The sequence below is a fragment of the Mesorhizobium sp. KR2-14 genome (assembly GCF_040049255.1).
GTDB lineage: Bacteria > Pseudomonadota > Alphaproteobacteria > Rhizobiales > Rhizobiaceae > Pseudaminobacter.
The window spans coordinates 449278-473730 of record NZ_JBDZDR010000002.1 but is presented as its reverse complement, the minus strand read 5'-3'; the positions used below and the strand labels follow the sequence as shown (position 1 = coordinate 473730).

23 protein-coding genes are annotated in these 24453 nt (G+C 65.8%); 10 read left to right on the top strand and 13 right to left on the bottom strand.

Annotation, left to right across the window (positions count from 1 at the left end; translation table 11 throughout):
- Positions 1–22 precede the first annotated feature (22 nt).
- Positions 23–1798 carry an acyl-CoA dehydrogenase family protein gene (locus ABLE86_RS06780; protein ID WP_348778166.1) on the bottom strand — a complete coding sequence of 592 codons (1776 nt, stop codon included), beginning with the start codon at positions 1796–1798 and terminating at the stop codon, positions 23–25.
- A 325-nt stretch (positions 1799–2123) separates the two neighbouring features.
- On the opposite strand from ABLE86_RS06780, the gene ABLE86_RS06775 reads away from it, so the two are divergent.
- On the top strand, positions 2124–3290 hold the full coding sequence (locus ABLE86_RS06775) for a GH25 family lysozyme (RefSeq protein WP_348778586.1): 1167 nt from the start codon (positions 2124–2126) through the stop codon (positions 3288–3290).
- Between the two features lie 15 nt (positions 3291–3305).
- Here ABLE86_RS06775 and arsC read toward each other — a convergent pair whose 3' ends face one another.
- On the bottom strand, positions 3306–3710 hold the full coding sequence (gene arsC / locus ABLE86_RS06770; protein WP_348778165.1) for an arsenate reductase (glutaredoxin): 405 nt from the start codon (positions 3708–3710) through the stop codon (positions 3306–3308).
- The gene (gene purD, locus ABLE86_RS06765) at positions 3707–4981 is read right to left on the bottom strand and encodes a phosphoribosylamine--glycine ligase (RefSeq protein ID WP_348778164.1); all 1275 of its coding nucleotides are present in this window, start codon (positions 4979–4981) and stop codon (positions 3707–3709) included. Before purD ends, arsC begins: the two co-directional genes overlap by 4 nt.
- Positions 4982–5119: 138 nt before the next feature.
- Between purD and ubiA the strand changes: the two genes are divergently transcribed.
- Positions 5120–6103, top strand: coding sequence for a 4-hydroxybenzoate octaprenyltransferase (gene ubiA / locus ABLE86_RS06760; protein ID WP_348778163.1), 984 nt, complete (start codon positions 5120–5122; stop codon positions 6101–6103).
- 69 nt (positions 6104–6172) lie between these two features.
- Here the strand turns inward: ubiA and ABLE86_RS06755 are convergent, their stop codons facing one another.
- The 7 genes from ABLE86_RS06755 to ABLE86_RS06725 all read right to left on the bottom strand — a co-directional run bounded on the left by ABLE86_RS06755 (position 6173) and on the right by ABLE86_RS06725 (position 16639).
- Positions 6173–6739 (bottom strand): DUF6101 family protein, encoded by a 567-nt coding sequence (locus tag ABLE86_RS06755; protein ID WP_348778162.1) that lies wholly within the window; start codon positions 6737–6739, stop codon positions 6173–6175.
- Between the two features lie 461 nt (positions 6740–7200).
- Positions 7201–8631 (bottom strand): FAD-binding oxidoreductase, encoded by a 1431-nt coding sequence (locus tag ABLE86_RS06750; RefSeq protein ID WP_348778161.1) that lies wholly within the window; start codon positions 8629–8631, stop codon positions 7201–7203.
- A 5-nt stretch (positions 8632–8636) separates the two neighbouring features.
- Entirely contained in the window at positions 8637–9614 is a 978-nt protein-coding gene (locus ABLE86_RS06745; protein WP_348778160.1) for an L-threonylcarbamoyladenylate synthase, read from the bottom strand.
- A 569-nt stretch (positions 9615–10183) separates the two neighbouring features.
- Positions 10184–12430 (bottom strand): glycine--tRNA ligase subunit beta, encoded by a 2247-nt coding sequence (glyS, locus tag ABLE86_RS06740; protein ID WP_348778159.1) that lies wholly within the window; start codon positions 12428–12430, stop codon positions 10184–10186.
- Positions 12431–13366: a glycine--tRNA ligase subunit alpha gene (locus tag ABLE86_RS06735; protein WP_348778585.1), complete on the bottom strand. Its 936-nt coding sequence runs from the start codon at positions 13364–13366 to the stop codon at positions 12431–12433. It lies immediately after the preceding gene.
- Between the two features lie 104 nt (positions 13367–13470).
- Entirely contained in the window at positions 13471–15486 is a 2016-nt protein-coding gene (locus ABLE86_RS06730) for a tetratricopeptide repeat protein (protein WP_348778158.1), read from the bottom strand.
- Positions 15487–15622: 136 nt separating this feature from the next.
- A complete protein-coding gene (locus ABLE86_RS06725) occupies positions 15623–16639 on the bottom strand; it encodes a polyprenyl synthetase family protein (protein ID WP_348778584.1) in 1017 nt (338 codons plus the stop codon).
- A gap of 191 nt (positions 16640–16830) precedes the next feature.
- Here ABLE86_RS06725 and ABLE86_RS06720 point away from each other — a divergent pair, with 191 nt between their 5' ends.
- The 6 genes from ABLE86_RS06720 (at position 16831) to moaB (ending at position 20472) form a co-directional block, all read left to right on the top strand.
- Positions 16831–17061, top strand: a complete 231-nt coding sequence (locus ABLE86_RS06720; RefSeq protein ID WP_348778157.1) for a DUF2007 domain-containing protein — start codon at positions 16831–16833, stop codon at positions 17059–17061.
- Positions 17058–17843, top strand: a complete 786-nt coding sequence (locus tag ABLE86_RS06715) for a methyltransferase (protein WP_348778156.1) — start codon at positions 17058–17060, stop codon at positions 17841–17843. The genes ABLE86_RS06720 and ABLE86_RS06715 overlap by 4 nt, the downstream gene beginning before the upstream one ends.
- A 71-nt stretch (positions 17844–17914) precedes the next feature.
- Entirely contained in the window at positions 17915–18784 is an 870-nt protein-coding gene (locus ABLE86_RS06710) for a S49 family peptidase (RefSeq protein WP_348778155.1), read from the top strand.
- A 79-nt stretch (positions 18785–18863) separates the two neighbouring features.
- Positions 18864–19049, top strand: a complete 186-nt coding sequence (locus ABLE86_RS06705; RefSeq protein WP_348778154.1) for a hypothetical protein — start codon at positions 18864–18866, stop codon at positions 19047–19049.
- A 10-nt stretch (positions 19050–19059) separates the two neighbouring features.
- The gene (locus ABLE86_RS06700; RefSeq protein ID WP_348778153.1) at positions 19060–19917 is read left to right on the top strand and encodes a 4-(cytidine 5'-diphospho)-2-C-methyl-D-erythritol kinase; all 858 of its coding nucleotides are present in this window, start codon (positions 19060–19062) and stop codon (positions 19915–19917) included.
- Between the two features lie 6 nt (positions 19918–19923).
- Positions 19924–20472, top strand: coding sequence for a molybdenum cofactor biosynthesis protein B (gene moaB, locus ABLE86_RS06695; RefSeq protein ID WP_348778152.1), 549 nt, complete (start codon positions 19924–19926; stop codon positions 20470–20472).
- Positions 20473–20484: 12 nt separating this feature from the next.
- On the opposite strand, the gene ABLE86_RS06690 is transcribed toward moaB, so the two are convergent.
- Positions 20485–20991 (bottom strand): glycosyltransferase, encoded by a 507-nt coding sequence (locus ABLE86_RS06690; protein WP_348778151.1) that lies wholly within the window; start codon positions 20989–20991, stop codon positions 20485–20487.
- Between the two features lie 278 nt (positions 20992–21269).
- Between ABLE86_RS06690 and ABLE86_RS06685 the strand changes: the two genes are divergently transcribed.
- Positions 21270–22424, top strand: a complete 1155-nt coding sequence (locus tag ABLE86_RS06685) for a PA0069 family radical SAM protein (protein ID WP_348778150.1) — start codon at positions 21270–21272, stop codon at positions 22422–22424.
- Positions 22425–22569: 145 nt separating this feature from the next.
- Positions 22570–23268 carry a ribonuclease HII gene (locus tag ABLE86_RS06680; protein ID WP_348778149.1) on the top strand — a complete coding sequence of 233 codons (699 nt, stop codon included), beginning with the start codon at positions 22570–22572 and terminating at the stop codon, positions 23266–23268.
- A 111-nt stretch (positions 23269–23379) separates the two neighbouring features.
- On the opposite strand, the gene ABLE86_RS06675 is transcribed toward ABLE86_RS06680, so the two are convergent.
- Positions 23380–23859, bottom strand: a complete 480-nt coding sequence (locus tag ABLE86_RS06675; protein WP_348778148.1) for a F0F1 ATP synthase subunit B — start codon at positions 23857–23859, stop codon at positions 23380–23382.
- A gap of 6 nt (positions 23860–23865) precedes the next feature.
- Complete coding sequence (locus tag ABLE86_RS06670) at positions 23866–24432, bottom strand: F0F1 ATP synthase subunit B (protein ID WP_348778147.1); 567 nt, start codon at positions 24430–24432, stop codon at positions 23866–23868.
- Positions 24433–24453 lie beyond the last annotated feature (21 nt).

Here is a 24453-nt window from a genome sequence, read left to right as displayed (position 1 = left end):
GGCTATCCTCCCCTTGCTTCACTCAAGCCGAGATCAGGCTCTTGCCTGCAGCGGCAAGGCTTTCCGCACCCTCCAGCACACGCTGCTTCAGCGCGCGCGTCTCGCCGACAAGGTTTTCTGCAAAGAAGCGGCAAAGCGACTGGCGCTCTCGGTCTTCGCCCGCAAGAGCCGCCTGCGCCAGATAGGCGCCGCCGGCCGCAAGCCCGAACAACCTGAGATAGGGCGTGGCGCCGGCCAGCGCCTCTTCCATGCGCCCCTCGCCCAGCGCCTTCTGCAGGTGTTGCGTCGCCTCGGAAAGGTTTTCCAGCGCGGCGTCCAGTTCCTCGGCGGCGCGGCCGAAGCCCGGCAGGTTGGATGAACGCACTCGGCCGACAACCTCGCCTAGTTCGGCGATATAGCCGTGCACATGCTCGCCGCCGCTTTGCGGCAGCTTGCGCGTCACCAGGTCGATCGCCTGGATGCCGTTGGTGCCCTCATAGATCGGGGCGATGCGCGCATCGCGCAGCAGTGCGGCCGCTCCCGTCTCCTCGATGAAGCCCATGCCGCCATGCACCTGCACGCCCAGCGAGGCGACATCGACGCCGACATCGGTTGAAAAGGCCTTGGCAATCGGCGTGAGCAGGTTGGCCCGCTCCTGCCAGTGCTGGGCGCCCTCGCCGCCGGCGCGGGCGCGGTCGGTTGCATGCGCGCAGGAATAGCAGATGGCGCGGGCGGCCTGCGTCAGCGCCTTCATGGTCAAGAGATTGCGCTGCACGTCGGGGTGGTGGACGATGGGCGCCATGCCCTCGCCTTCATAGTCGGCCGCCTTGCCCTGCCGACGCTCATTGGCATAAGCCAGCGCCTTCTGGAACGCGGCTTCCGCCACCGCCACGCCCTGGATACCAACGGCGAGGCGGGCATTGTTCATCATGGTGAACATGCAAGCCAGCCCCCGGTTCTCCTCGCCGATCAGCCAGCCGACAGCGCCCGGTTCGCGGTCCTTGGCAAAGCCGTCGCCGAAGATCATGGTGCAGGTGGGCGAGGCGTGGATGCCCAGCTTGTGCTCGAGCCCGGAGCAGAACACGTCGTTGCGCGCCCCCAGCGAGCCATCCTCGCTGACCAGGAATTTGGGCACCAGGAACAGCGAAATGCCGCGCGTGCCGGCCGGCGCATCGGGCAGCCGCCCCAGCACCAAGTGTACTATGTTGTCAGTGAAATCGTGCTCGCCATAGGTGATGAAAATCTTCTGGCCGAAGATGCGGTAGGTGCCGTCGCCGGCCCTTTCCGCGCGTGTGCGCAGAGCGGCGAGGTCCGAGCCCGCTTGCGGCTCGGTCAGGTTCATCGTGCCCATCCACTCGCCCGAGACGAGCTTTTCCAGATAGGTGCGCTTGAGTTCCTCGGAGGCGTGCTTGTCCAGCGCTTCCACCGCGCCCATGGTCAGCGTCGGGCCGATGCCAAAGGCCATGGAGGCGGAGTTCCACATCTCCTGAGTGGCCACGCCCAGCATCGCCGGCAGCCCTTGCCCGCCGAACTCCTCCGGCGCCTGCAGCGCGTTCCAGCCGCCCTCGGTCCAGCGCTTGTAAAGCTCCTTCCAGCCGGGCGGCGTGGTGACGGCTGCATCCTTCAGCACCGCACCGTGCCGGTCGCCGGTCTCGCGCAGCGGCGCCACCTCCTCGGATGCGAAGCGCCCGGCCTCTTGCAGGATCGCATCGGCCAGGTCCTCGCTCAGATCGCCCAGAACCCCCGCCTCGATCGCCTCCTTCAGTCCGGCCACGTTCTTCAGCGTGAAAGAGATTTCCTCGACAGGTGCGCGATACATTTGGCCGATCCTTCTGATCAGATATGTCCAGCCCGCAGATTATGCGGAAACCCGCCAGCAGCGCTACTACTTTTGACGTAAACGTCAACTTTTGATGCGCAAGTTGCGCCCAATCGCGGGCTCCCGTAATTTAGCCCTAAAGGGATAGTTGGAAATGCTCGCCAGACCCGAAACCCGTCATTGCGTGGAATGCGGCCTGCGGGCGCATCGTTAGCCGGCCTGGATTGCAGTATTCGTTAACCATGAGCGTCGCACAGGATTGGCGCTTCACCCGGGAACTCCTGCCTTGAACTCGACCGCCCTACGCCATCTTCGCTGCGCGCTTCTGGCGGTGCTCGTCGCGCTCCCCTGTGCGCCGGCGGCCGCCTCCGATTTTTCCGAACCTTGGAAGAAGCCCGATCGCGCGCTGGTGGTCGATGCTTATGAATACAACGCCATCGACTGGGAAGAACTCGTCACCGACAAGCGCGTGGTCGGCTTCATCGGCAAGGCGTCCGATGGGCTGTCGCCGCCCTATTCCTGCACCGGCAACGAAACCGAGGTGAGACTGTGCAAGGCGCTGTGGAAGCGCCACGCGGTCGCGCGCGAACTCTACCAGACCCGCCGCTCGATCGCCCGCGCGCTCGGGCTGAAATGGGGCGCCTATCACCTCGCCCGTCCCGGAAATCCGATCGACCAGGCCAATAATTTCATCGATTTCGCCGAGCCCGGCCCGGACGACCTGCTGGCGATCGACATCGAGGACAACGACCCGGAGAAGTGGATGTCGCTGGAAGATGCCGAGGAATTCGCGCGCCATGTCCAGCGCCGCGTCGGCCGCTTCCCGGTGCTTTACACCAATGGCAGCACCGCCCGGCATATCGCCGAGAATCGCGACAAATATCCGCTGCTGTCGCGGCTTCCGCTCTGGTACGCGCGCTACAAGCCGGAAATCGGCATCCATTTCCCGAAAGGCAACTGGCAGACCTACACGCTCTGGCAGTTCGCCGCGCAGGCCAATTGCAACGCGAAAAGCTGCCCCTATCGCGTGCCCGGAACGCCGATCGACATCGACGTCAACGTCGCCTCAATGAGCACCGACGAGTTGCGCAAGGCCTGGCCATTCGGCGCCCTTGTCGACGTGCCGGTGGAACTGATCGCCAGCGTGCCGGTTCCGATCAGCCGCGAGAGCGCGCTCGCCGGCGAAGTCACGCTTGCCTATGCCTCCGTCGAACTGGCGGCGCCGCTCGCGGCGCTGGAAAACGCGCTCCACGCTAAAGGCCAGCCTGAGCCCGAACAGCCGGAAGAACCGCCCGCCCAAGTCGCGGCAGCTGAACCGGTCACGGCCGAGCTGATCACGATCTCCGAGAAAAGCTTTTTCCGCCGCATCGGCGCCTATTTTGCTGCGCTGAGGCAGACGGTGGTCGCCTGGGCTTTGGGCCAGCAAGAGCTTCCGGCTGTTATCGACCCGACGATGACGGGAGCCATCCCTTCGAAGGTGGACCGGCCCTAGCCCGCGCTCGCGGCCTCAGTCCCTGCGCACCACTTCGCCGTCTTCTTTTGTGAAGGTGCCTATGTCCGGATTGGGCAGCACATCCAGCACCCTTTCCGAAGGCCGCGCCAGAACCGCGCCCTTTTCCGATACGACAATGGGCCGCTCGATCAGGATCGGATGCGCGAGCATGAAGTCGATCAGCTCGTCGTCGCTCCATTTCGGGTCGTCGAGCCCGAGCTCCTCATAGGGCGTGCCCTTGCGGCGCAGCAGGTCGCGCGGCTTCCTCTTCATCAGGCCGAGCAGTTCCACCAGCCGCTCCCGCGAAGGCGGGGTGTTCAGATATTCGATGATCTCCGGCTCCTCGCCGGAAGCGCGGATCATCGCCAGCGTGTTGCGCGAGGTGCCGCATTTCGGATTGTGGTAGATCGTGACCGTCATTTCCCCTGCTCCCGTTCAACGGCGCGCCAGCCGATGTCGCGCCGGCAGAAACCTTCCGGCCAGTCGATGACATCCACTGCCTCATAGGCCTTGCGCTGCGCCTCGGTCACGGTTCCGCCCGTTGCCGTGATGCTCAACACGCGTCCGCCCGCGGCGACGATCTCGCCATCTTCTTCGGCCGTGCCGGCATGGAAGATTTCCACGCCTTCAGGGGCCTTTTCGAGGCCGCGAATGATGGTTCCCTTCATCGGCGTGCCGGGATAACCCTTGGCCGCCATCACCACCGTCAGCGCCGCCTCGTCGTACCAGCGCGCAGACATGTGCGAGAGCTGCCCGTCGGCCACAGCGCTGAGCAAGACCAGCAGGTCGTCCTTCAGGCGCATCATCAGCACCTGGCATTCGGGATCGCCGAAGCGGACATTGTATTCGATGAGCTGGGGGCCCTTGTCGTTGATCATCAGGCCAGCAAACAGCACGCCCGAGAAAGGCATGCCCATCTCGGCCATGCCGCGCATGGTCGGCTCGATGATCTCGCGCATGGTGCGCTCGATCAGTTCCGGGGTCATTACGGGCGCCGGCGAATAGGCGCCCATGCCGCCGGTGTTGGGGCCGGTGTCGCCCTCGCCCACGCGCTTGTGGTCCTGCGCGGTGCCGAAGGGCAGCGCCGTCTTGCCGTCGCACAGGCAGAAGAAGCTCGCCTCCTCGCCGGTCAGAAACTCCTCGACCACCACTTCCGCGCCGGCGCTTCCGAAACCGCCGTCGAAGCAGGCGTCGATGGCCTCGAAAGCCTCGTCGTTTGTCATCGCCACCGTCACGCCCTTGCCGGCGGCAAGCCCGTCGGCCTTGACCACGATCGGCGCGCCCATCTTCTCGACATAGGCCTTGGCGTCGGCGGCGTTGCCGAAGCGCTCATAGGCGGCTGTGGGGATGTTGTATTTGCGGCAGAGGTCCTTGGTGAAACCCTTCGAACCTTCCAGCTGCGCCGCCTTGGCCGAAGGGCCGAACACGCGGATGCCGGCAGCCCTCAGGTCGTCGCCGAGGCCAGCAACGAGCGGCGCTTCCGGCCCGACCACCACGAGGTCTATGGCCTTCTCCTTGCAGAAGGCGGCCACGGCCGCATGGTCGTTCACGTCCAGCGCCACGATCTCGGCTTCGTTGGCGACGCCCGGGTTGCCCGGCGCTGCATACAGCTTCGTCAGCATGGGCGAGGCCGCGATCTTCCAGGCCAGCGCGTGCTCGCGGCCGCCCGAACCAATCAGAAGGACATTCATGCCGTCGTGCTCCGTGCCTGTTTTCGTCCGTTGCGGTTTCCGGTATGGCGCGCGGGCGGCGTGGTCAACCGTCAACGCCCTTTATCAAGGATAAATCATCTTCTTGACGCCCGCTCCCGCGCCTGCCACGTGAAGCGCATGGAAAATATTCAGTCGAGAGGGGCGCAAGGCCGCGTTGCCGATGCGCCGAGCGGTCATTGGGTCTACCGGGTTTTGCCGCGCTGGGCATGGCCCTATGCGCAGCTTGCGCGCTGGGACCGGCCCATCGGCTGGATCCTGCTTCTGTGGCCGTGCTGGTGGTCCACGGCCATGGCGGCAGTTGCCTATGGGCGGCCGGAAGACCCGCTGCTGACGCTCCTGCCCAGCCCCTGGTATCTGGTGCTGTTTCTGGTCGGGGCAATTGCCATGCGCGGCGCCGGCTGCACCTACAACGACCTCGTCGACGAGAAGATCGACGCCGAGGTCGAGCGCACGCGCTCGCGGCCGCTTCCCTCTGGCCAGGTCAGCCGCGGCAAAGCCTGGCGCTTCCTGCTCCTGCAGGCACTGGTCGGCCTCCTGGTTCTGCTGCAGTTCAACGGCTTCGCGATCCTGCTCGGCTTTTGCTCGCTCGGCGTCGTGGCGATCTATCCGTTCATGAAGAGAATCACCGACTGGCCGCAATTCGTCCTCGGCCTCGCTTTTTCCTGGGGCGCGCTGATGGGCTGGGCGGCCGAGTTCTCCGACCTCGATGGCCCGGCGGTTCTTCTCTACATCGGCTCCATCATGTGGGTGATCGGCTACGACACCATCTACGCCCACCAGGACAAGGAAGACGACGCTCTTGTGGGCGTGCGCTCCACCGCGCGCCTGTTCGGCGAGAACACCAAGCTGTGGCTGACCGGCCTCTACGGCGGCGCGCTGATCTGCTTTGCGCTGGCGTTTGCGGCGGCGGAAGCGCCGATGCCGGCGCTGGCCGGCCTGCTGGCTGCCGGCGCGCACATGGCGCGCCAGATCCGCGTGCTCGACATCGACGACCCCGACCAGTGCCTGAAGCTGTTCAAGTCGAACACGATGGTCGGCTGGCTGATCTTCCTCGGCCTGATCGGCGGCGGCCTGTGGATTTCGCTGAAGCCGCTGGTCTGATCTCGGAATCGCGGATCAACTCGCCCCGCCGACGCAAAATCGCGCCAGATGGCGGCAGGGTGGAGCTGGCTACTGCCGGGCGATGATTTCCTCGCCATTGACCACCAGCCGCAGGCCGAGATTGCCGGTCTTGCGGCGGGCCTGGAAGCGCGAGCGGCGCGCCATGGTCGGGCGGCCCTTGCGACGCTCTTGCGGCGGCATGGTCTTGATCGCCGCGCCCAGCGACTCTTCCAGCGTGCGGGCCACCCCGTCGGCCTCGATCAGCAGCATCGGCAGCCGGTAGGCTTCCGCCCAGGCGCGCCAGTCAGCGGCCACGTCTTCGAGATTGTCGGCCACCAGGAGCGGCACCGACAGTTGCGGGTCGTTGTGAAGCAGTTCGAGCGTCACCGTGACATTGAGCAGGTCGTCCTCGATCGCCCTCGCCGCCACGCCGCGGAAGGCCCTGGCCGGCAGCACCACGGTGGCCGGCAGGCCGCTCCGCCGCAGGATGCGCCGCACCGTCGCGCCACGCTGGTCGATGGTGAAGCTCACGTCGCCGAATTCGTCGGACGTGGCGAAGCTGGTCATCTGGGGCAAGCGGAAAGGGTCGAGACGCATGGTGCGTCCCGCCCAGACTGGCTTCAGTCCGGTGCTCATTATTTGTGCCTTCTTCCTGTTACTCCTGAGAGCCGGTGTTCCGGTCTCTCCGAACCGGTTTTCCCGGTCTCGTTATGGGAAGGACACTAGCGCGGGGTTGTTACCGCCCCGCTTAAGAAAGTCGGTTAAATTTTGCTGATCTACCAGATGGTTATCGGAATCCGACCGGCTACAAGATGTTGTAAACCTGTCTGAAGAAGGGGTGAATTTGCCCCCCTCACCCGGTCTCCGGTTCGCTCATCCCTTCTTGAACCCTTTGCCTGGCTGAGATGTGGAGGCATGGATTCCCGACACTCTCCGCTCGTTGCACTCGCTCACGAGGTCGGGAATGACGGTTCGGCCTCTCAGTCCGTCGTCCTCGGGCCGCAGCACGAGCGTAGCGAAGTGCGAAGGTTCCGGGGATCCATGCCTCAACGTCTCAACCGCCGCACCGCGGCCGATGAGATAGAGCTCGTAACCCCTCAGATCACCTTGCCCGGATTCATGATCCCCGCCGGATCGAACGCCTTCTTCACGCGGCGCATGAGGTCGATGGCGATCGGCTGGGTGGTGGCGATCAGCTCCTCGCGTTTCATCTGGCCGATGCCGTGCTCGGCCGAGATCGAGCCGTTCATCCCGCGCACGATGTCGTGCACCGCCTTGTTCATGACCGGGTAGAGATCGAGAAATGCTTGGGTATCACCCCCCGCAGGCTGCGAGATGTTGTAGTGCAGATTGCCGTCGCCCATGTGGCCGAAGCAGGCGATGCGCGCCTCGGCGCAGATCGCCGCCACTGCCTTGCCCGCCTGCTCGATGAAGGCCGGGACGGACGCCACCGGCACCGAAATGTCGTGCTTTATCGAGCCGCCTTCCGGGCGCTGCGCTTCAGAAAGGCCCTCACGCAGCCGCCAGAAGGCGGCCGCCTGTGCAAGGCTGGCGGCGATCACAGCATCGCCCACCACGCCCGCCTCGAAGCCGGCGGTCAGCACCTCTTCAATCGTCTCGCGGGCATCCTCGGCCGACCGACCCGACGAGATCTCCATCAGCACGTGCCACGGCCACTCGCTTACCAGCGGCCGCTGCGCGTCGGGAATGTGGCGCAGGCCGAAGCCCAGCACCATGTCGGAGATCAGCTCGAATGCGGTCAGGCCGCTGCCTGCCTGCTCGCTGGCGCGGCCGAACAGCTCCAGCGCCGCCTCCGGCGACGACAGCCCCACCCAGGCCACCTCCCTGCCCTTCGGCTTGGGAAACAGTTTCAGCACCGCCGCCGTGATGACGCCGAGCGTGCCCTCGGCCCCGACGAACAGGTTCTTCAGGTCGTAGCCGGTGTTGTCCTTCTTCAGCTTGCGCAGGTCGTCGAACACCTCGCCGGTGGGCAGCACCACCTCGAGGCCCAGGCAAAGCTCGCGCGTATTGCCATAGGCCAGCACGCCGGTGCCGCCGGCATTGGACGAAAGGTTGCCGCCGATCTCGCACGAGCCCTGCGAGCCGAGCGAAAGCGGAAACAGTCGGCCCGCCGCATCGGCAGCCTCCTGCAGCTTTTCCAGGATCACGCCGGCCTCGGCGATAACCGTGTTGGATTGGGTGTCGATCTCGCGGATCCTGTTCAGCCGCGACAGCGAAAGCACCACCTGCGTGCCCGAGCGATCCGGCATCTGCGCGCCCACCAGCCCGGTATTGCCGCCCTGCGGCACGATTGGCGTGCGCGTTTCGGTGGCAAGCTGCATGATGCGGCTCACTTCCTCCACGCTGCCCGGCCGCAGCACCAGCGGCGAGACGCCCCCGAAGCGGCCGCGCGGCTCAGTTATGTAAGGCGCGATGTCGTCGGCCTCGCGCAGCGCGTGGCGCTCGCCGACAATCGCCGCGAAGCGGTCGAGCGAGGCGGGATCGAGACGCGACGGATTGTTTGTCATGGCAGCTACTTGGGTTCGAAATCTAGACTGTCGCGCGGGGCGGCGGCGCGCGAAAGCCGGTCGTTGATCGCCTCGCCCAGCCCCTCATGCGGCACCGGCTCCACCGCGATGATCTTGGCGCCCGAACGGTCCAGCGCCTGCATGTATGTAAACAGATTGGCGGCCGCCTCGCGCAGGCTGCCAGCCTCGGAAAGGTTCAAAAAAGCCACCGCCCCCTCCGCTCCGTCCGCGCGCTTGGGCCCGAAACCCAGCAGCGCCTCGCCCGGCTCGACGGCGGAAGCATTCAGCCGCATCGCCGCCCCCGGCGCATAGTGCGACAGCATCATGCCCGGCGCCTCGATGCCCGCATCGTTGTTGCGCAGCAGTTTTGTCCCTGCCACCGCCTCGATCTCCTCGGCCGGGACGCCACCGGGCCGCAGCAGGCGCAAGGCCCCATTCTCGACCTTGACGATGGTCGATTCCACCCCCACCTGGGTCGGCCCGCCATCCACCACCAGCTTGATGCGCCTGCCCAGATCGGCGTCGACCGCCTCGGCCGTGGTGCCGCTGATCTTGCCGGAGGAATTGGCGCTGGGTGCGGCCAGCGGCCGGCCGAACGCCGCGATGAGCTCGGAGCCAAAACCCTTCGGCATGCGCAGCGCAATCGTGCCCAGCCCGGCCGTCACCAGCGGATGCAGGCCGCTGCCGGCGCGGTGCGGCAGCACCAGCGTCAGCGGCCCCGGCCAGAAGGCTTCGGCCAGCCGGCGCGACATCGGGTCGAATTCGGCGATCGTCTCGGCCATGGCCATGGAGGCGACATGCGCGATCAGCGGGTTGAAGCGCGGCCGGCCCTTGGCCTCGAAGATGCGCGCCACGGCTTCGCCATTGGTGGCGTCGCCGGCCAGCCCGTAGACGGTCTCGGTGGGTATGGCCACGAGTTCGCCGGCCGCCAGAAGCGCCAGCGCCCGCTCCATTGCCTTGCTGCCCTCGAGGATTTCGGCCACGTGCGACGATCTCTATGTTGAACTCCGCCTGCCTATAGCGGGCGGCCGGCCGCGACAAGTGCCGCGGTGCGTTTTCGACTGAGACGTGCCCGTTTCGCACGAGCGCTGCTGTGACGGTTAAGGGCCACCCGCCCCAACCCGTCGTCCTCGGGCCGGAGCATGAGCGAAGCGAAGTGCGGAGGTTCCGGGGACCCAGGCCTCGGACTCGCCACCGGCAGTCCGAGGCAGGATTGGGCTCGAGCACGATAGCGGCTGTCAGCCGGCGATCTTCGAAAAATCCGCAACCTCGTCGGTGGCGGCGCGGATGCGTTAACTTTGGACAGGCTTGCCCATGGGACCGTCGAGGCATGGATCCCCGCAACCCCTCGCTCCGCTATCGCTCGCGCTCGGGGTGCGAGGATGACGGTGGGAGGGAGGCCCGCGCAAACTCACCGACGTTGAAGGAAACTCCATCCCGTCTTCCTCGGACTGCGGAACGAGCGCAGCGAAATGCGAAGCTCCGGGGCGTCGGACTCGCCACCGGCAGTCCGAGGCAGGTCCGGCTTCAGGCCGCCGCACCCGGAAACGCGTCAGCCCGCGATCTTCGAAAAATCCGCAACCTCGCCGGTGGCGGCGCGGATGCGCGACAAGAGGGCGAGGCGGTTGGCGCGCACGTCGAGGTTCTCGTCGTTGACCAGCACGTCGTCGAAGAAGGAATCGACCGGCGCACGCAGCGCGCTCAGCGCCCGCATGGCGGCCGAAAAATCCTCGTTCTGGATCGCCTGCGCCGCGTCCTTCTCGGCCTGATTGATCGCCGCGAACAGAGCCTGCTCCTCGTCCTCGCGGAACAGCGAAGCATCGACGGCTTCCGCGATGCGCGTGCCCTTCTTCTCTTCCGCCGCAAGAATGTTGGCCGCGCGCTTGGTTCCCGCCAGCAGGTTCTTGCCGTCCTCGGTGTCGAGGAAGGTGCCGAGCGCCTCGACGCGGCGCACGACCATCAAGAGGTCGTCGTTGGAAGCCGTTCCCTCACCCGCCGCCAGCACGGCGTCGATGAGATCGTAGCGGGCGCCCTGATCGCGCAGATAGACTTTCAGGCGGTCGTGGAAGAACGAGAGGAGATCTACGTCCCGAGCAGGCCGCATGTCCGTCAAGGAAACAGGTACAGCGCTATCCGAGTTTTCGGGACTAAGCGTCGAATGCCAGAACTCCATGATGTCCGAGAGTTCCATCCGCACCCCATTCTCCAGCACCAACCGGATCACACCCAGCGCCGCTCTGCGCAGCGCATAGGGGTCCTTGGAGCCCGTGGGTTTTTCGTCGATGGCCCAAAAACCCACCAGCGTGTCGAGCTTGTCGGCCAATGCCACGGCCACCGAAACCGGGTCGGCGGGCACGCGGTCTGACGGACCCTGCGGCTTGTAGTGCTCCTCGACGGCTGCGGCCACCGAAGCATGCTCGCCCTGCAGTAGCGCATATTTGTGGCCCATGGCGCCCTGCAGTTCGGGGAACTCGCCCACCACCTCGGTCTGCAGGTCGGCCTTGGCCAGAACCGCCGCGCGCTCGGCCAGGTCGGGGTCGGCGCCGACGATCGGGGCGATCTCCCGCGCCAGCTTGCGGATCCGGTCCACGCGCTCGCCTTGCGTGCCCAGCTTGGCATGGAAGGTCACGTTGAGGTGGTCGAGCCGCGCCATGCGCTGGTCGAGCGGCTTCTTCATGTCGAGGCCGAACTTCTCGGCCGAAGTGTTGAGCTCGCCAAGGTCCGGCAGGTCGTGCTGGTCGGTCTTCCAGAAATAGAACGCATCCGAAAGGCGCGCGCGCACCACCTTGCCGTTGCCGTGGGCGATCTCCTTGCCGCCGTCCGTCGCCTCGATATTGGAAATGAGGACGAAGCGGTTGGAGAGGCCTTCGGCCTCGCCATGCGGGCGCGTGACGAAGCACTTCTGGTTTGCGCGGATGGTCAGCCGGATGACCTCGGCCGGGATTGCCAAAAAGTCCTGCTCGAACTCGCCCATCAGCACAACCGGCCATTCAACGAGGCCCGAAACCTCTTCCAGCAGGGCCTCGTCCTCGACCAGGTCGAGGCCGCTGGCGAAGGCCAGGTTCTTGGCGTCCGAAAGGATGATCTGCTTGCGGCGGTCGGCGTCGAGCACCACCTTGGCGCCCTCGAGCTTTGCCACATAGTCGTCGAAGCGGCGCACCGTGATGGCGCCCGGCGCATGGAAGCGATGGCCGTAGGTGACATTGCCGGCGCGAATGCCGTCAATCTCGAAATCCACCACCTTGGGCTCCTCGGTCTCAGGCCCGAAGGTGCACACGATGGATTGCAGCGGGCGCACCCAGCGCAGCGTGTCGCCGCCGCGGCCTTCCGTGCCGTTATACCTCCGCCCCTTCGGCCCGGAGGCCGCGCCCCAGCGCATCGACTTCGGCCAGGGGAAGGCACGGATCACGGCCGGCATCAGCTCGGCGATGATCTCTTCCGCCGCGCGGCCGGGCTTCGAGATATGCGCGACGTAGAAATCGCCCTTCTTGGGGTCGGTATGCACATGCGCCTGGGAAATATCGGTCAGGCCCGCCGAGCGCAGGAAGCCGTCTATGGCCTGCTGCGGCGCCTTGGTGCTGGGGCCCTTCTTTTCCTCGTGCACGTCCTTCGAGCGCGGCGTCAGGCCGCGAATGTCGAGCGTCAGCCGGCGCGGCGTCCAATATTCGCGCGCCGCCTCATAGGTCAGGCCCGCTTCCACGAGGCCGTCGGTGACCATCTTCCTCAGGTCGCCGGCAGCCTTGCGCTGCATGCGGGCGGGGATTTCCTCGGAGCGCAGTTCAAGCAGAAGATCGGGCATTTATGCAGCCTCGCCGGTCATCGCGAAGCCGCCGGCCTCGGTTTGAAGGAACGCTTCCCCGCACTGGCGCGAAAGGTTGCGCACGCGCAGGATGTAGCTCTGCCGCTCGGTGACCGAGATCACGCCGCGCGCGTCGAGCAGGTTGAAGACATGGCTGGCCTTGATGCACTGGTCATAGGCCGGGAACACCAGCTTGTGCAGCTGGACATTCGCATCAGGAGCCGGCGCACCGGCTTTCAGCAGTGCCTCGCATTCGGCCTCGGCTTCCTCGAAGTGCCTCAGCAGAACCGCCGTGTTGGCGTGCTCGAAATTGTAGCGGGAATATTCCTGCTCGGCCTGCAGGAAGACCTCGCCATAAGTGACCTTTTCGTCGCCCTCGCGGCCGTTGAAGTTGAGGTCGTAGACATTGTCCACGCCCTGCACATACATGGCCAGCCGCTCCAGCCCGTAGGTCAGCTCGCCGGCCACAGGCGAGCATTCGATGCCGCACACCTGCTGGAAATAGGTGAACTGCGACACTTCCATGCCGTCGCACCAGCATTCCCAGCCCAGGCCCCAGGCGCCCAGCGTCGGGCTTTCCCAGTCGTCCTCGACGAAACGGATGTCGTGCACCAGCGGGTCGATGCCGATCGCCCTCAGCGAGCCGAGATAGAGCTCCTGCAGGTCGGGCGGGCTCGGCTTCAGGATAACCTGGTACTGGTAGTAGTGCTGCAGCCGGTTCGGGTTCTCGCCATAGCGGCCGTCCTTGGGGCGGCGCGAAGGCTGCACATAGGCTGCGTTCCAGGCCTTGGGGCCCAGCGCGCGCAGTGTGGTGGCCGGGTGGAACGTACCGGCGCCGACCTCCATGTCGTAGGGCTGCAGGATGACGCAACCGTATTTCGCCCAGTAGTCGTGCAGGGTCAGGATCAGCCCCTGGAACGAGCGGCTGGGGTGCATATGGGCAGGTAAGTTGGCGGTCACGGGAAAGCCTCAAAAAGACGGGCCGAAAGACGGCCCGTCCTATTCCGGCCTGCCGGAAGCGTCAAGTTTTCAACGCAGGATCAGTCGCCCGAACCGGGCATGATCAGTTGCTGGCCCGGCATGATGCGGCCGGGGTTGCCGCGCAGCTGCGGGTTCAGGTTGAGGATTTCCTGGTAGCGGTGGCCGTCGCCGAGCACGTCGGTGGCGATGGACCACAGCGACTGCCCGGCCTGCACCCTGTAGGCGGCAGGCGTGGCCGAAATCTTCTCCACCGGCGCACCCAGCGGCTGCTCGCCCTTCTTGTCGTGCTGCGGCGCGACCGGCTCGGGTTCCGCCTCGGGCGCGGCGGGCGTGGGCGCAGGCGCCTGCGCGGCCGCCTTGCCCTCGAGCGGCGGCAGGCCCTCGGCGAGCTTCTTCTGCACCGAGGCCAGCAGGTCCGGCTCCGGCTTCATGTCGCGCGAATGGCTCCACTGGAAGCTGGCTTCCAGCTTGCGGCCCACGCGCCAGTAGGCATCGCCGAGATGGTCGTTCAGCACCGGGTCCTCGGGCTTGAGCGAGACGGCGCGCTCGAGTTCGACCACCGCTTCGTCGAAGCGGCCGAGGCGATAATAGGCCCAGCCCAGCGAATCGATGATGTAGCCGTCGCTCGGGCGCAGGTCGGCCGCCTTGCGGATCATCGCCAGGCCTTCGTCCAGGTTCGTGTTCATGTCGACCCAGGAGTAGCCGAGATAGTTCAGCACCTGCGGCTGGTCGGGCATCAGCTTCAGCGCCTCGCGGAAATTCGGCTCGGCCTTCGGCCATTCCTTCAGTCGCTCATAGGCGATGCCGCGCTGGTAGAAGATGTTCCAGTCGCTCTTTTCGGGCTTCTTCAGCCGCTCGACAGCCCTGTCATAGACATCGGCTGCGGCACGGAAATTCTCGGTAGAGGCATAGACACTGCCCAGCGCCAGATAGGCGCGCGTGTCGTCGGGCGCCTGTTCCAGCAGCGCTTTGAGATGGGAAATGGCCTCGTCGTGCTCCTTGAGGTCGGCCAGGTTCAGTCCAAGCTGCAATTCGGCCGCGCGCTTCAGCGGCGAAGTGGCAGGCACGCGCTTATAGAGCTCGATCGCCTCCTGCGGGTTTTCCTGCTGCTCGGCAACCGAGGCCAGCTGCAGCAGGGCCGCGTCGCTGTCGTGCCTCAGCGCCAGCGCATATTGCAGATAGAGCCGCACGAAAGGCTCTCCGCCGCCGCGGTTGAGCGCCGAGGCCAGGTCGAGCAGGATTTCGCTGGCGCCGTCGGCCGGGGTCGAGATCAACGGCTCAACCTGTTCGCCCTTCTCGATCTTCTCGCGCAGCACCATCAGCGGCACGCGGCCACTGGCGAAAGCATCGGCCTTGTCCAGCACGGCCAGAGCCCTCTTCTTCTCGCCGCGATGGGCAAGCGAGCTGGCATGGGCCTCGGCCGCCCGCAGCCAGGTTTCGGGCGCCGCGCCGCCCGCTGCCACGTTATCCAGCGTGGTGGCGAAGAGCTTGTCGGCTTCCTGCGACTTGCCGGCCACATCGGCAATCAGCGCCCGGTGGTAGGCGGTGAACAGCGTGTACCACTCCGGTCCCTTGAGCTTGTCGAGATAGGCCAGCGCGTCCTTCGTGTCGCCGGCACCCGCCTTCGACCAGGCGGTGATGATGCTCGTGATCAGCCGGTCGAGATCGGATTCGACCACGAGTTTCAAAAAGTTCTCGGATGCGCGGTAGTCCTGCTTGCGAATGGCGTCGATCGCCAGCGCCAGCCGCGAGAAGCGCTCCACATCCGGCACCGTCTTCAGCTTCTCGGCATAGGGCAGCGATTCGTCGAAGCGCCCCTGTGCGATCAGGGCCAGCATCAGGTTCTGCTGCAGTTCCTGGTTCTCGGTATCGAAGGCCAGGGCGCGCTTGTAATAGGCGATGGCGCTGTCGAGGTCGTTGTCCACCTCTGCCACCCGCGCAGCGAGATAGGCGCCGGAAAGCGAGCTGATCCTGACCGTTTCCTCGGTCTGCTTGGCCAGAACCGGCTGCCCTATCACCATCAGGCCCGCCAGCGCCGAAACACTCGCCAGCCAGCCCATGCTCATTCGCCGCATATTTGTCCTTCCCGCCCTGCCGCGCCACGGCGGCGTGACTCATTCGCGCGATACTTCGCAAAAGCATGGCCTTTTTGCGATTGCGGTTCAATCGGCCGCGCTTCACAATCCGGTCAGTTGCATTGCAGCAACAGGCTTATACCACGCGGCTGATGCAGAAATCGATGACATCGATCAATGCCGCCTTCTGCGGCGTGGCATCGAGCGGCGCCAGCGCGTCGCGGGCGATCTCGCCGAAATGCCGCGCGCGGCCAATGGTGTCGGCAATGGCGCCGTGGCGGGTCATCAGGCCGATCGCCTTTTCCAGCGCGGCATCGTCGGTCGCGTTGGCCTCGATGGCGCCCTTCCAGAATTCGCGCTCGGCCGCCGTGCCGCGCCGATAGGCGAGAATGACAGGAAGTGTCACCTTGCCCTCGCGAAAATCGTCGCCGACATTCTTGCCCAGGTTGCTGCTGTCGCCGCTGTAGTCCAGCGCATCGTCGATGAGCTGGAAGGCAAGGCCGAGATTCATGCCGTAGGAGCGCAACGCCGCCCGCGCCGGCTTTGCGGCGCCGGCAATCACCGGCCCGACTTCGGCCGCGGCCGAGAACAGCGCCGCCGTCTTTGCCTTGATGACTGCGAAATGCTCGTCTTCGGTGGTTTCAAGGTTCTTGGCGGCCGCAAGCTGCATCACCTCGCCTTCGGCGATGACGGTGGCGGCGGTGGACAGGATTTCCAGGGCTTCGAGCGAGCCGACATCCACCATCATGCGGAACGCCTGGCCGAGCAGGAAATCGCCCACCAGCACGCTGGCCTGGTTGCCCCAGATGGTGCGCGCCGTCTGCTTGCCGCGGCGCATGCCGCTCTCGTCGACCACGTCGTCGTGCAGCAGCGTGGCGGTGTGCATGAACTCCACGCTGGTGGCGAGCTGGATATGGCCTTCGCCCGAATAGCCGAACATCTGGGCGGCGGCCAAGGTCAGCATCGGCCGCAGCCGCTTGCCGCCGGAAGAGATGAGGTGGTTGGCAACCTCGGGGATCATCTCGACATCCGAGCCCGCCTTGGAAAGGATCAGCTTGTTGACGCGCGCCATGTCGGCCGCAGTCAGGTCGAGCAGCTCCTTGATGGACGCCGCCTCGCGCTTCCCCTCGCCGATGTTGAGAACGACACCCACCATAAACTCTCCAAGCAACGGGCAGAGCCCTTCGAACTGTGTCATGATTTAGGTCGGCAAGCCCCAAATGGGCAAGAGGCGAATTGGCGCGGCGCAAAACATCTGCCGCCCGATGGCCAGAGCCGACGCCGGGGCGATTGCCTGCCGGCAGCCCGTTTACATCGGCCGTGCAACCTGCGAATCTCCCGCGCATGATCGAGCTTGTCCGCACCAACGACGCCGTCGTCATTTCCTTCATCGAATCGCTGTTGCGCGATGCGGGAATCCACTGTCTGGTCGCCGACCAGAACATGAGCGTGCTGGATGGATCGATCGGCGTGCTGCCGCGCCGCATCATGGTGGCGGAAGACGATGCGGCCGAGGCACGGCGGCTGCTGATCGACGCCGGCTTCGCCAAGGAAATCCGCCAGGACCGCCCATGACGACAACCGCGCCGGAGCGCGCCGCCGTTACAGCCGACGCATTCCACCGCGGCAATTTCTGGCTGGTGCAGCCGCGCGATGCCGGCCACCGTGCCGGCATGGACGCGCTGATGCTGGCTGCCGCCGTGCCCTCCGACTTCCGCGGCCATCTGGCCGATTTCGGCGCCGGTGCCGGCGCGGCCGGACTGGCAGTTGCCTCGCGCTGCCCGCATGCGACGGTGACGCTTGTCGAGCAATCGCCGGAAATGGCCGATTTCGCCCGCTTGACCCTCGCACATGAAGGCAACGCACATCTCAAGGCCCGCGTCTCGCTGCTGGAAGCCGACGTGATGCTTGCCGGCAAGGCGCGCGCCGCTGCCGGGCTGAGCGATAATTCCTGCGACTTCGTCATCATGAACCCGCCCTTCAACCTGTCGCGCGACCGTGCCACGCCCGACGAATTGCGCCGCCAGGCGCATGTGATGGAGGACGGTCTGTTCGAGCGGTGGCTGCGTAGCGCGGCCGCCGTGGTGCGCCCGCGCGGCGGTCTGGCGCTGATTGCCCGGCCGCAGTCGCTGCCGCAGATCCTGGCAGCACTTTGCGGCCGCTTCGGCTCGGCCGAGATCATGCCCATCCATCCGCGCGCTGATGACGCCGCCATCCGCATCGTGCTACGCGCCCGCCGCGCCGCGCGCGGGGCGCTTGCGCTTTGCCCGCCGCTGGTCCTTCATGAGCACGGCCACAAGCTCTCGCCCCGCGCCGACGCGGTCAGCAACGGGCGCGCATCGCTTTTCGGCGACTGACTTTTTCCGGCGCCTTGCGGTCCGGAGCGAAATGCCTACATGCGAAGCAACCGCGACCGGAGACCCATTCTGTGAGACGACTGCTCAACCGCCTTCTGCCAAAATCAATGCGCTCGGAGACGGTGACGATCCCTGTCGTCAGGCTCCATGGCGCGATCATGTCGGGCAGCGGCCAGTTCCGCCAAACCCTGTCGCTGGCCAGCACCGCAAGCGTGATCGAGAAGGCCTTCGCCTTCGACGACGCGCCTGCCATCGCAATTTCGATCAACTCTCCCGGCGGCTCGCCGGTGCAGTCGCGCCTGATCTACAAGCGCATTCGCGACCTCGCCGCAGAGAAGAAGAAGCAGGTGCTGGTGTTTGTCGAGGATGTGGCGGCCTCCGGCGGCTACATGATCGCGGTGGCTGGCGACGAAATCATCGCCGACCCCTCCTCCATCGTCGGCTCGATCGGCGTCGTCTCGGCCTCCTTCGGTTTCCCCGAGCTGATGAAGAAGATCGGCGTCGAGCGCCGCGTCTACACCGCCGGCGAGAACAAGGCCGTGCTCGACCCGTTCAAGCCGGAGAAGCAGGAAGACATCGAGCGGCTGAAGGCGCTGCAGCTCGAGGTCCACGGCACCTTCATCGACCTGGTCAGGGAGCGGCGCGGCGCGAAGCTGAACGACGACCCCGACCTGTTCAGCGGCCTGTTCTGGAGCGGCAAGCGCGGCCTCGAACTTGGCCTGGTAGACGGCCTCGGCGACATGCGCTCGGTGCTGAAGCAGCGCTTCGGCGAAAAGGCGCGGCTCTACCTGGTCACGCCGCCGCGCGGACTGTTCGGGCGCCGGCTCGGAATCTTCGGCTCGCGACTGGGCTTTTCCGCCGGCGACATTGCCGCGGCAGCCGCCGGAGGCCTGCTCGAGGCTGCCGAGGAACGCTCGCTCTGGGCGCGCTTTGGACTTTGAAAAGCGCCGGCAAGTTGCCTATGATGTGGGGGCAACCCGCCCTTGAGGCGGCAGCCCCAACATGGGGAGAACAGGAACAATGCCACAGCTGATCTTCTTTGCGCTCGTCGGCCTGGTCGCCTATTGGGGCTACCGCCACTTCGTCCGGGAAGCCGAACGCGTGACGGCGAAGATCCGCCGCGCCGAGCGGCAGGCCGCCAACGGCACCATGGGCACGCTGGTCAAGGATCCCAAGACCGGCGAATACCGGCTCGCCAAGGACTGATCGAAACGCCGTGCATGCTCCCGCTCCCGCCGAACATGCGCCGGCGAAGATCAATCTCGCGCTACATGTCACCGGCCAGCGGGCCGACGGCTATCATCTGCTCGAAAGCCTTGCCGTCTTCACCGAATTCGGCGACCACCTGACCGTGAGCCCGGCCACGGAGGACGCCTTCTCCGTCACCGGCCCCTTCGCCGCGCAAGTCCCGCTGGACGCCGGCAACCTCGTCATCCGCGCCCGCGATGCACTGCGCGCGCTGGCCCCGGCCTCGGCCGCGCCGGTGGCGATTTCCCTCGAAAAGAACCTTCCCGTCGCCTCCGGCATCGGCGGCGGCTCCAGCGATGCTGCGGCCGCCCTGCGCGCGCTGGCGCGCCACTGGGGTATCGCAGCCGACCTTGCCGCGCTCGGCTTGAAGCTCGGCGCCGACGTGCCCATGTGCCTTGCCGCCCGGCCGCTGGTGGCGCACGGCATAGGCGAGCATCTGCAACCGGTGGCTGGCCTTCCGCCTCTGCCGCTGGTGCTGGTCAATCCCGGCGTCGGCGTCTCCACGCCCGATGTCTTCCGTGCGCTGGCGAGCCGCGAAAACCCGCCGCTGCCGCCCCTGCCCGGCCGCCTCGACACCGGCTCGGTGCTGGAATGGCTGCGCGCCACGCGCAACGATCTGGAAAACCCCGCCAAGACCCTTGCGCCGGCAATCGCCGACGCGCTTGATGCGCTTAAGGGCACGGGCGCGCCCTTTGCCCGCATGTCTGGCTCGGGCGCGACCTGCTTCGGCCTGTTCGAGACTGACCCCGCCGCCGCCGACGCGGCAGAGGCGATCCGCGCCCGCCGTCCCGGCTGGTTCGTCGCGGCGACCAAGAGCATGAGGTGACAAAGAATGGCCGACGAGACGCGCTCCTTCATCCCGGTCCGCATCGCCGTACTCACGGTTTCCGACAGCCGCACGCCGGCCGACGACAAGTCGGGGCAGGCGTTGGCCGACCGCATCACCGAGGCCGGCCACGTGCTGGCCGCGCGCGACATCGTCCATGACGACAAGGAAGAGATCCGCGAGCGGGTCCTAAACTGGTCGCGGGACAAGAACGTCGACGTGGTCATCACCACCGGCGGCACAGGCTTCACCGGCCGCGACGTGACGCCGGAGGCGCTGGAGCCGATCTTCGAAAAGCGCATGGACGGCTTTTCGGAAGTGTTCCACCGCATCTCCTACGACAAGATCGGCACCTCCACCGTGCAGTCGCGCGCCACCGGCGGCGTGGTCAACGCCACCTTCGTCTTCGTGCTGCCGGGTTCGCCCGGCGCCTGCAAGGACGCCTGGGACGGCATCCTCAGGCCGCAGCTCGACTACCGCCACATGCCCTGCAATTTCGTGGAGATCATGCCGCGCCTGGACGAGCACCTGAAGCGCGGCGGCAAGTCGGCCTGAGCCGGCCGTCCTTCAAACCGGCATCGCCACGCGGATCTCTGCCCGAAGGCGCTTCGTGGCCAGGCCGCGCGCCAGCGCCTCGGATGTCGTGGCCCGGCGTGAGAGCGGATGCGCCTGCGCCTTGCGGATCAGCAGTCCCTCCGTCAGCGCTCGCTCGCGCGCAAACAGTTTTCTGAACAGGGGCAACCTGTCGGCAGGCGAACGCGCGAACCGTGCCGGCATCGCCATCATTTCCATGTGATGCTCGACCGCCTCGGTCCAGCCGTCCACCAGCCGCGCGCCGGGCTCCAGCAGCAGCAGCCAATCGCTTTTTGCCTGCACGATGCCAGCGGCGATGCCGCCTTCGGCAAGAAAATGGCAGCCGGTCTGCTCCGCCACCTGCCGCGTCTGGTCGGTTGACCCGAGGTCGCAGACAATCACCTCGCGCACCATGCCCACCACGGCCGCGCCGACCAGCGACGACAGCGTGCGCGCAAGCGCTTCCTCATTGTTCCTGGTTTCGATCAGGACGCTCAGCATCGCCCTCGCCTATCCCAAACCGCGCCCAATTGCCATTGCCTTATACCGTCGCCCTCGACGCTAGCGATTGGCGCCGCCCGCCCCACCTCGTCATCCTCGGGCCGAAGCACGAACGATAGCGAAGTGCGCAGGTCCCGGGGACCCATGCCGGTCGGCCAAAGCTGCCGCTGCGGCGCAGGAAGCTATCGCTCAAAAAGTTCTTGCTTTGTTCTCTTTCCGGTAATAGGAATAGTTTCATGAACGGCAAGAGTCGCCGGCCACCTCTGGAGACGAGCGGAATGGAACCGATCGCGCGCGCTGATGCTGCGGCTTTCAGGGACGGAGGTTCCGCGATGGCCAATGCGGTGATCGAGGATAGCGGCATCCGCATCAACGCCGAGCGTCGACGCGGCCGCGCCGCCGGCATCAATCCAACCGGCCGCTTCGAACCGGTGACCCGCCACGTCTTCGACGACGGCTGGGACACCATCGAAGAATTGCCCCCGTTCAAGACCGAGGTGCAGACCGAACGGCCGCGCACCATCATCACCCGCAACAGCTCGCCCGACATTTCCTTCGACCGCTCGATAAATCCCTATCGCGGCTGCGAGCATGGCTGCGTCTACTGTTTCGCGCGGCCCACCCACAGCTATATGGGCATGTCGCCGGGGCTTGATTTCGAGTCGAAGCTGTTCGCCAAGCCCGATGCGGCGAAGCTTCTCGACAAGGAACTGTCGAAGCCTGGCTATCAGCCGCGCACCATCGCCATCGGCACCAATACCGATCCCTACCAGCCGATCGAGAAGCAATGGCGCATCATGCGCGAGATCCTCGAGGTTCTCGAGGCGCGCAAGCATCCGGTCGGCATCGTTACCAAGTCGGCGCTGGTCGTGCGCGACATTGATATCCTGTCGCGCATGGCCGAGCAGGGTCTCGCCAAGGTGGCGCTTTCGGTGACGACGCTCGACCGCGTGATCGCCCGTACCATGGAGCCGCGCGCAGCCACCCCTACCCGCAGGCTGGAAGCGATCCGCCAGCTCAGCGATGCCGGCATTCCGGTCGGCGTCATGGTGGCGCCGATCGTTCCGGGCCTCACCGACCCGGAGATCGAACGCATTCTGGATTCGGCGTATGCGGCCGGGGCGCGCGAGGCGGGCTATGTCATCCTGCGCCTTCCGCTGGAAGTCAGCCCGATCTTCAAGGACTGGCTGCTGCGCCACTATCCCGACCGCTACCGCCACGTCATGTCGCTGATCCGCTCGATGCGCGACGGCAAGGATTACGACGCCGAATGGGGCAAGCGCATGAAGGGCACTGGCCCCTATGCCTGGCAGATCGGGCGGCGCTTCGAGATAACCGCGCGCAGGCTCGGCCTGAACCTTCGGAAGACCCAGCTTCGGACAGACCTCTTCGTGGCCGGTGAAAAGCAGTACGAGCAGCTCATGCTGTTCTGACCAGGCCGGCGGGCCGCTGCAGCGGCCCTTCCGGCAGTGCATCCCGTTCGGCCTGACCCAACTGCCGACGGTGTCCTTCCCGGCTTCCGCCCCGAACCCGGAAGGACTTGCGGAGAATCGGGCCGGATGCGAGCATCGCCGCACCATGGCTCGCCAGCGTCCCGATTCTCCGCCCCTCTTCGAAATCGTCGATCGTCCCGATTTCTCCGTCGAAAGTCGCGCCATCGCGCGCGGCCAATGGCCTGTGGCGGGTTTGGACGAGGCAGGACGCGGACCGCTTGCCGGTCCGGTCGTGGCAGCCGCCGTGGTGCTCGATCCGGCGCGCATTCCAGACGGCCTCGACGATTCCAAGCGCCTTACCCTCGCCCAGCGCGAGGAGCTGTTTTCGACAATTCTTGCCACGTCGCTCGGGGTTTCCATGGCCTCGGTCTGTGCTGAAAGCATCGACAGCAGCAACATTCTCAAGGCGAGCCTGGAGGCGATGCGCCGCGCCCTATGCGGCCTGCCGCTGGCGCCAAAGCTCGCGCTAGCCGACGGTCGCGACGTGCCGCCCGGCCTCCCCTGCCCCGGCGAAGCACTGGTCAAGGGCGATCGCCGCTCCCAGTCCATCGCCGCCGCCTCAATAGTCGCCAAGGTGATGCGCGACCGCATGATGACCGGCTGCGGCTTGATGGATGCTCGCTATGGCTTCGAGGTCCACATGGGCTACGCCACGGTGCGCCACCGCACCGCGATCACCGCCCATGGCGCGGTCGCCCGCTGGCATCGCATCTCCTTCGCGCCGTTCCGCGTGCAAGGCGATGAAGCGATGGTCGCCGACCTCGAAGACGCCTCGGTTTTCTGACACTCGCGACATTTTTCAAGGTGCGGCGTGGCTTCACGCCGCGCGAAATCGGCTCCAATAAAAAAGCCGCCGGTGGTGCCGGCGGCTTCAGAAAGCTTGTTCAAGCCTGACTCAGTTGAGCTTCGACTTGACCTCGTTCAAGGAAGCCTTGAACAGATCGGCTCCGGCCTTGGCATCGACCTTGCCGGCGAGAACCACACGCGCCGCCTCGACGGCCAGGTCCACGGCGCTCGCCCGAACCTCGTTGACCGCATCGCGCTCGGCCTGGCCGATCTTCTGCTCAGCCATTGCGGCCCGGCGCGAAACATATTCCTCGGTCTTCTTGCGAGCCTCGGAGACCAGCAATTCGGCTTCGTGCTTGGCCGCTTCGACGATGTCGGCAGCGTCCTTCTCGGCTTCCTTGCGCTTGCGCTGGAATTCGGCGAGCAGCTGCTGAGCTTCCTCGCGCAGCCGGCGCGCGTCCTCCAGCTCGTTGCGAATGCGGTCCGCACGCGCGTCGAGCGACTTGGAGATCATCGCCGGAACCTTCACGTAGAGGATAACGGCCAAAAATATGAACAGGGCGACGGTGGCCCAGAATGTAGCATCCATGGCCTATTACTCCTGCGCCGCCTTGACGGCCGCCGCCACGTCGGCCTTGTCGACCTTGGCGCCAACCAGTTCCTGAACGATCGCGGCGGTGGTCTCTTCCGCGATGCCGCCCACTTCCTTCATCGCTGCGGACTTGATGCCGGCGATGCGGGCTTCGGCTTCGCCCAGCTTGCGCTCGAGATCGGCTTCGATCTTCTTGCGTTCGCTTTCGGCATCGGCCTTGGCGTTGTCGCGCGCTTCCTGGCCAATCGCGTTGGCCTTGGCCTTGGCTTCGGCAAGCTCCTGCTCGTAAGCAGCGACGGCTGCATCCGCCTCGCTTTTCATGAGGGCGGCCTGGTCAAGGTCCTGCGCAATACGATCGCGCCGAACTTCCAGGATGCCACCGACGCGCGGCAGCACCACCTTCTGCAGAAAGAGGTAGAAGAGGCCGAACGTAATCGCGAGCCACAGGATCTGCGACGGAAAATGCGTGGGATCAAACGGCGGGAAATTTCCGCCGGTCTCCGCATGCTCCAACAATGTTTCATTCGCCGCCGGAGCGGTTTCCTGCGCGAATGCCGGTGTCACGAACATCTGCTACCCCTGTTCACCCAA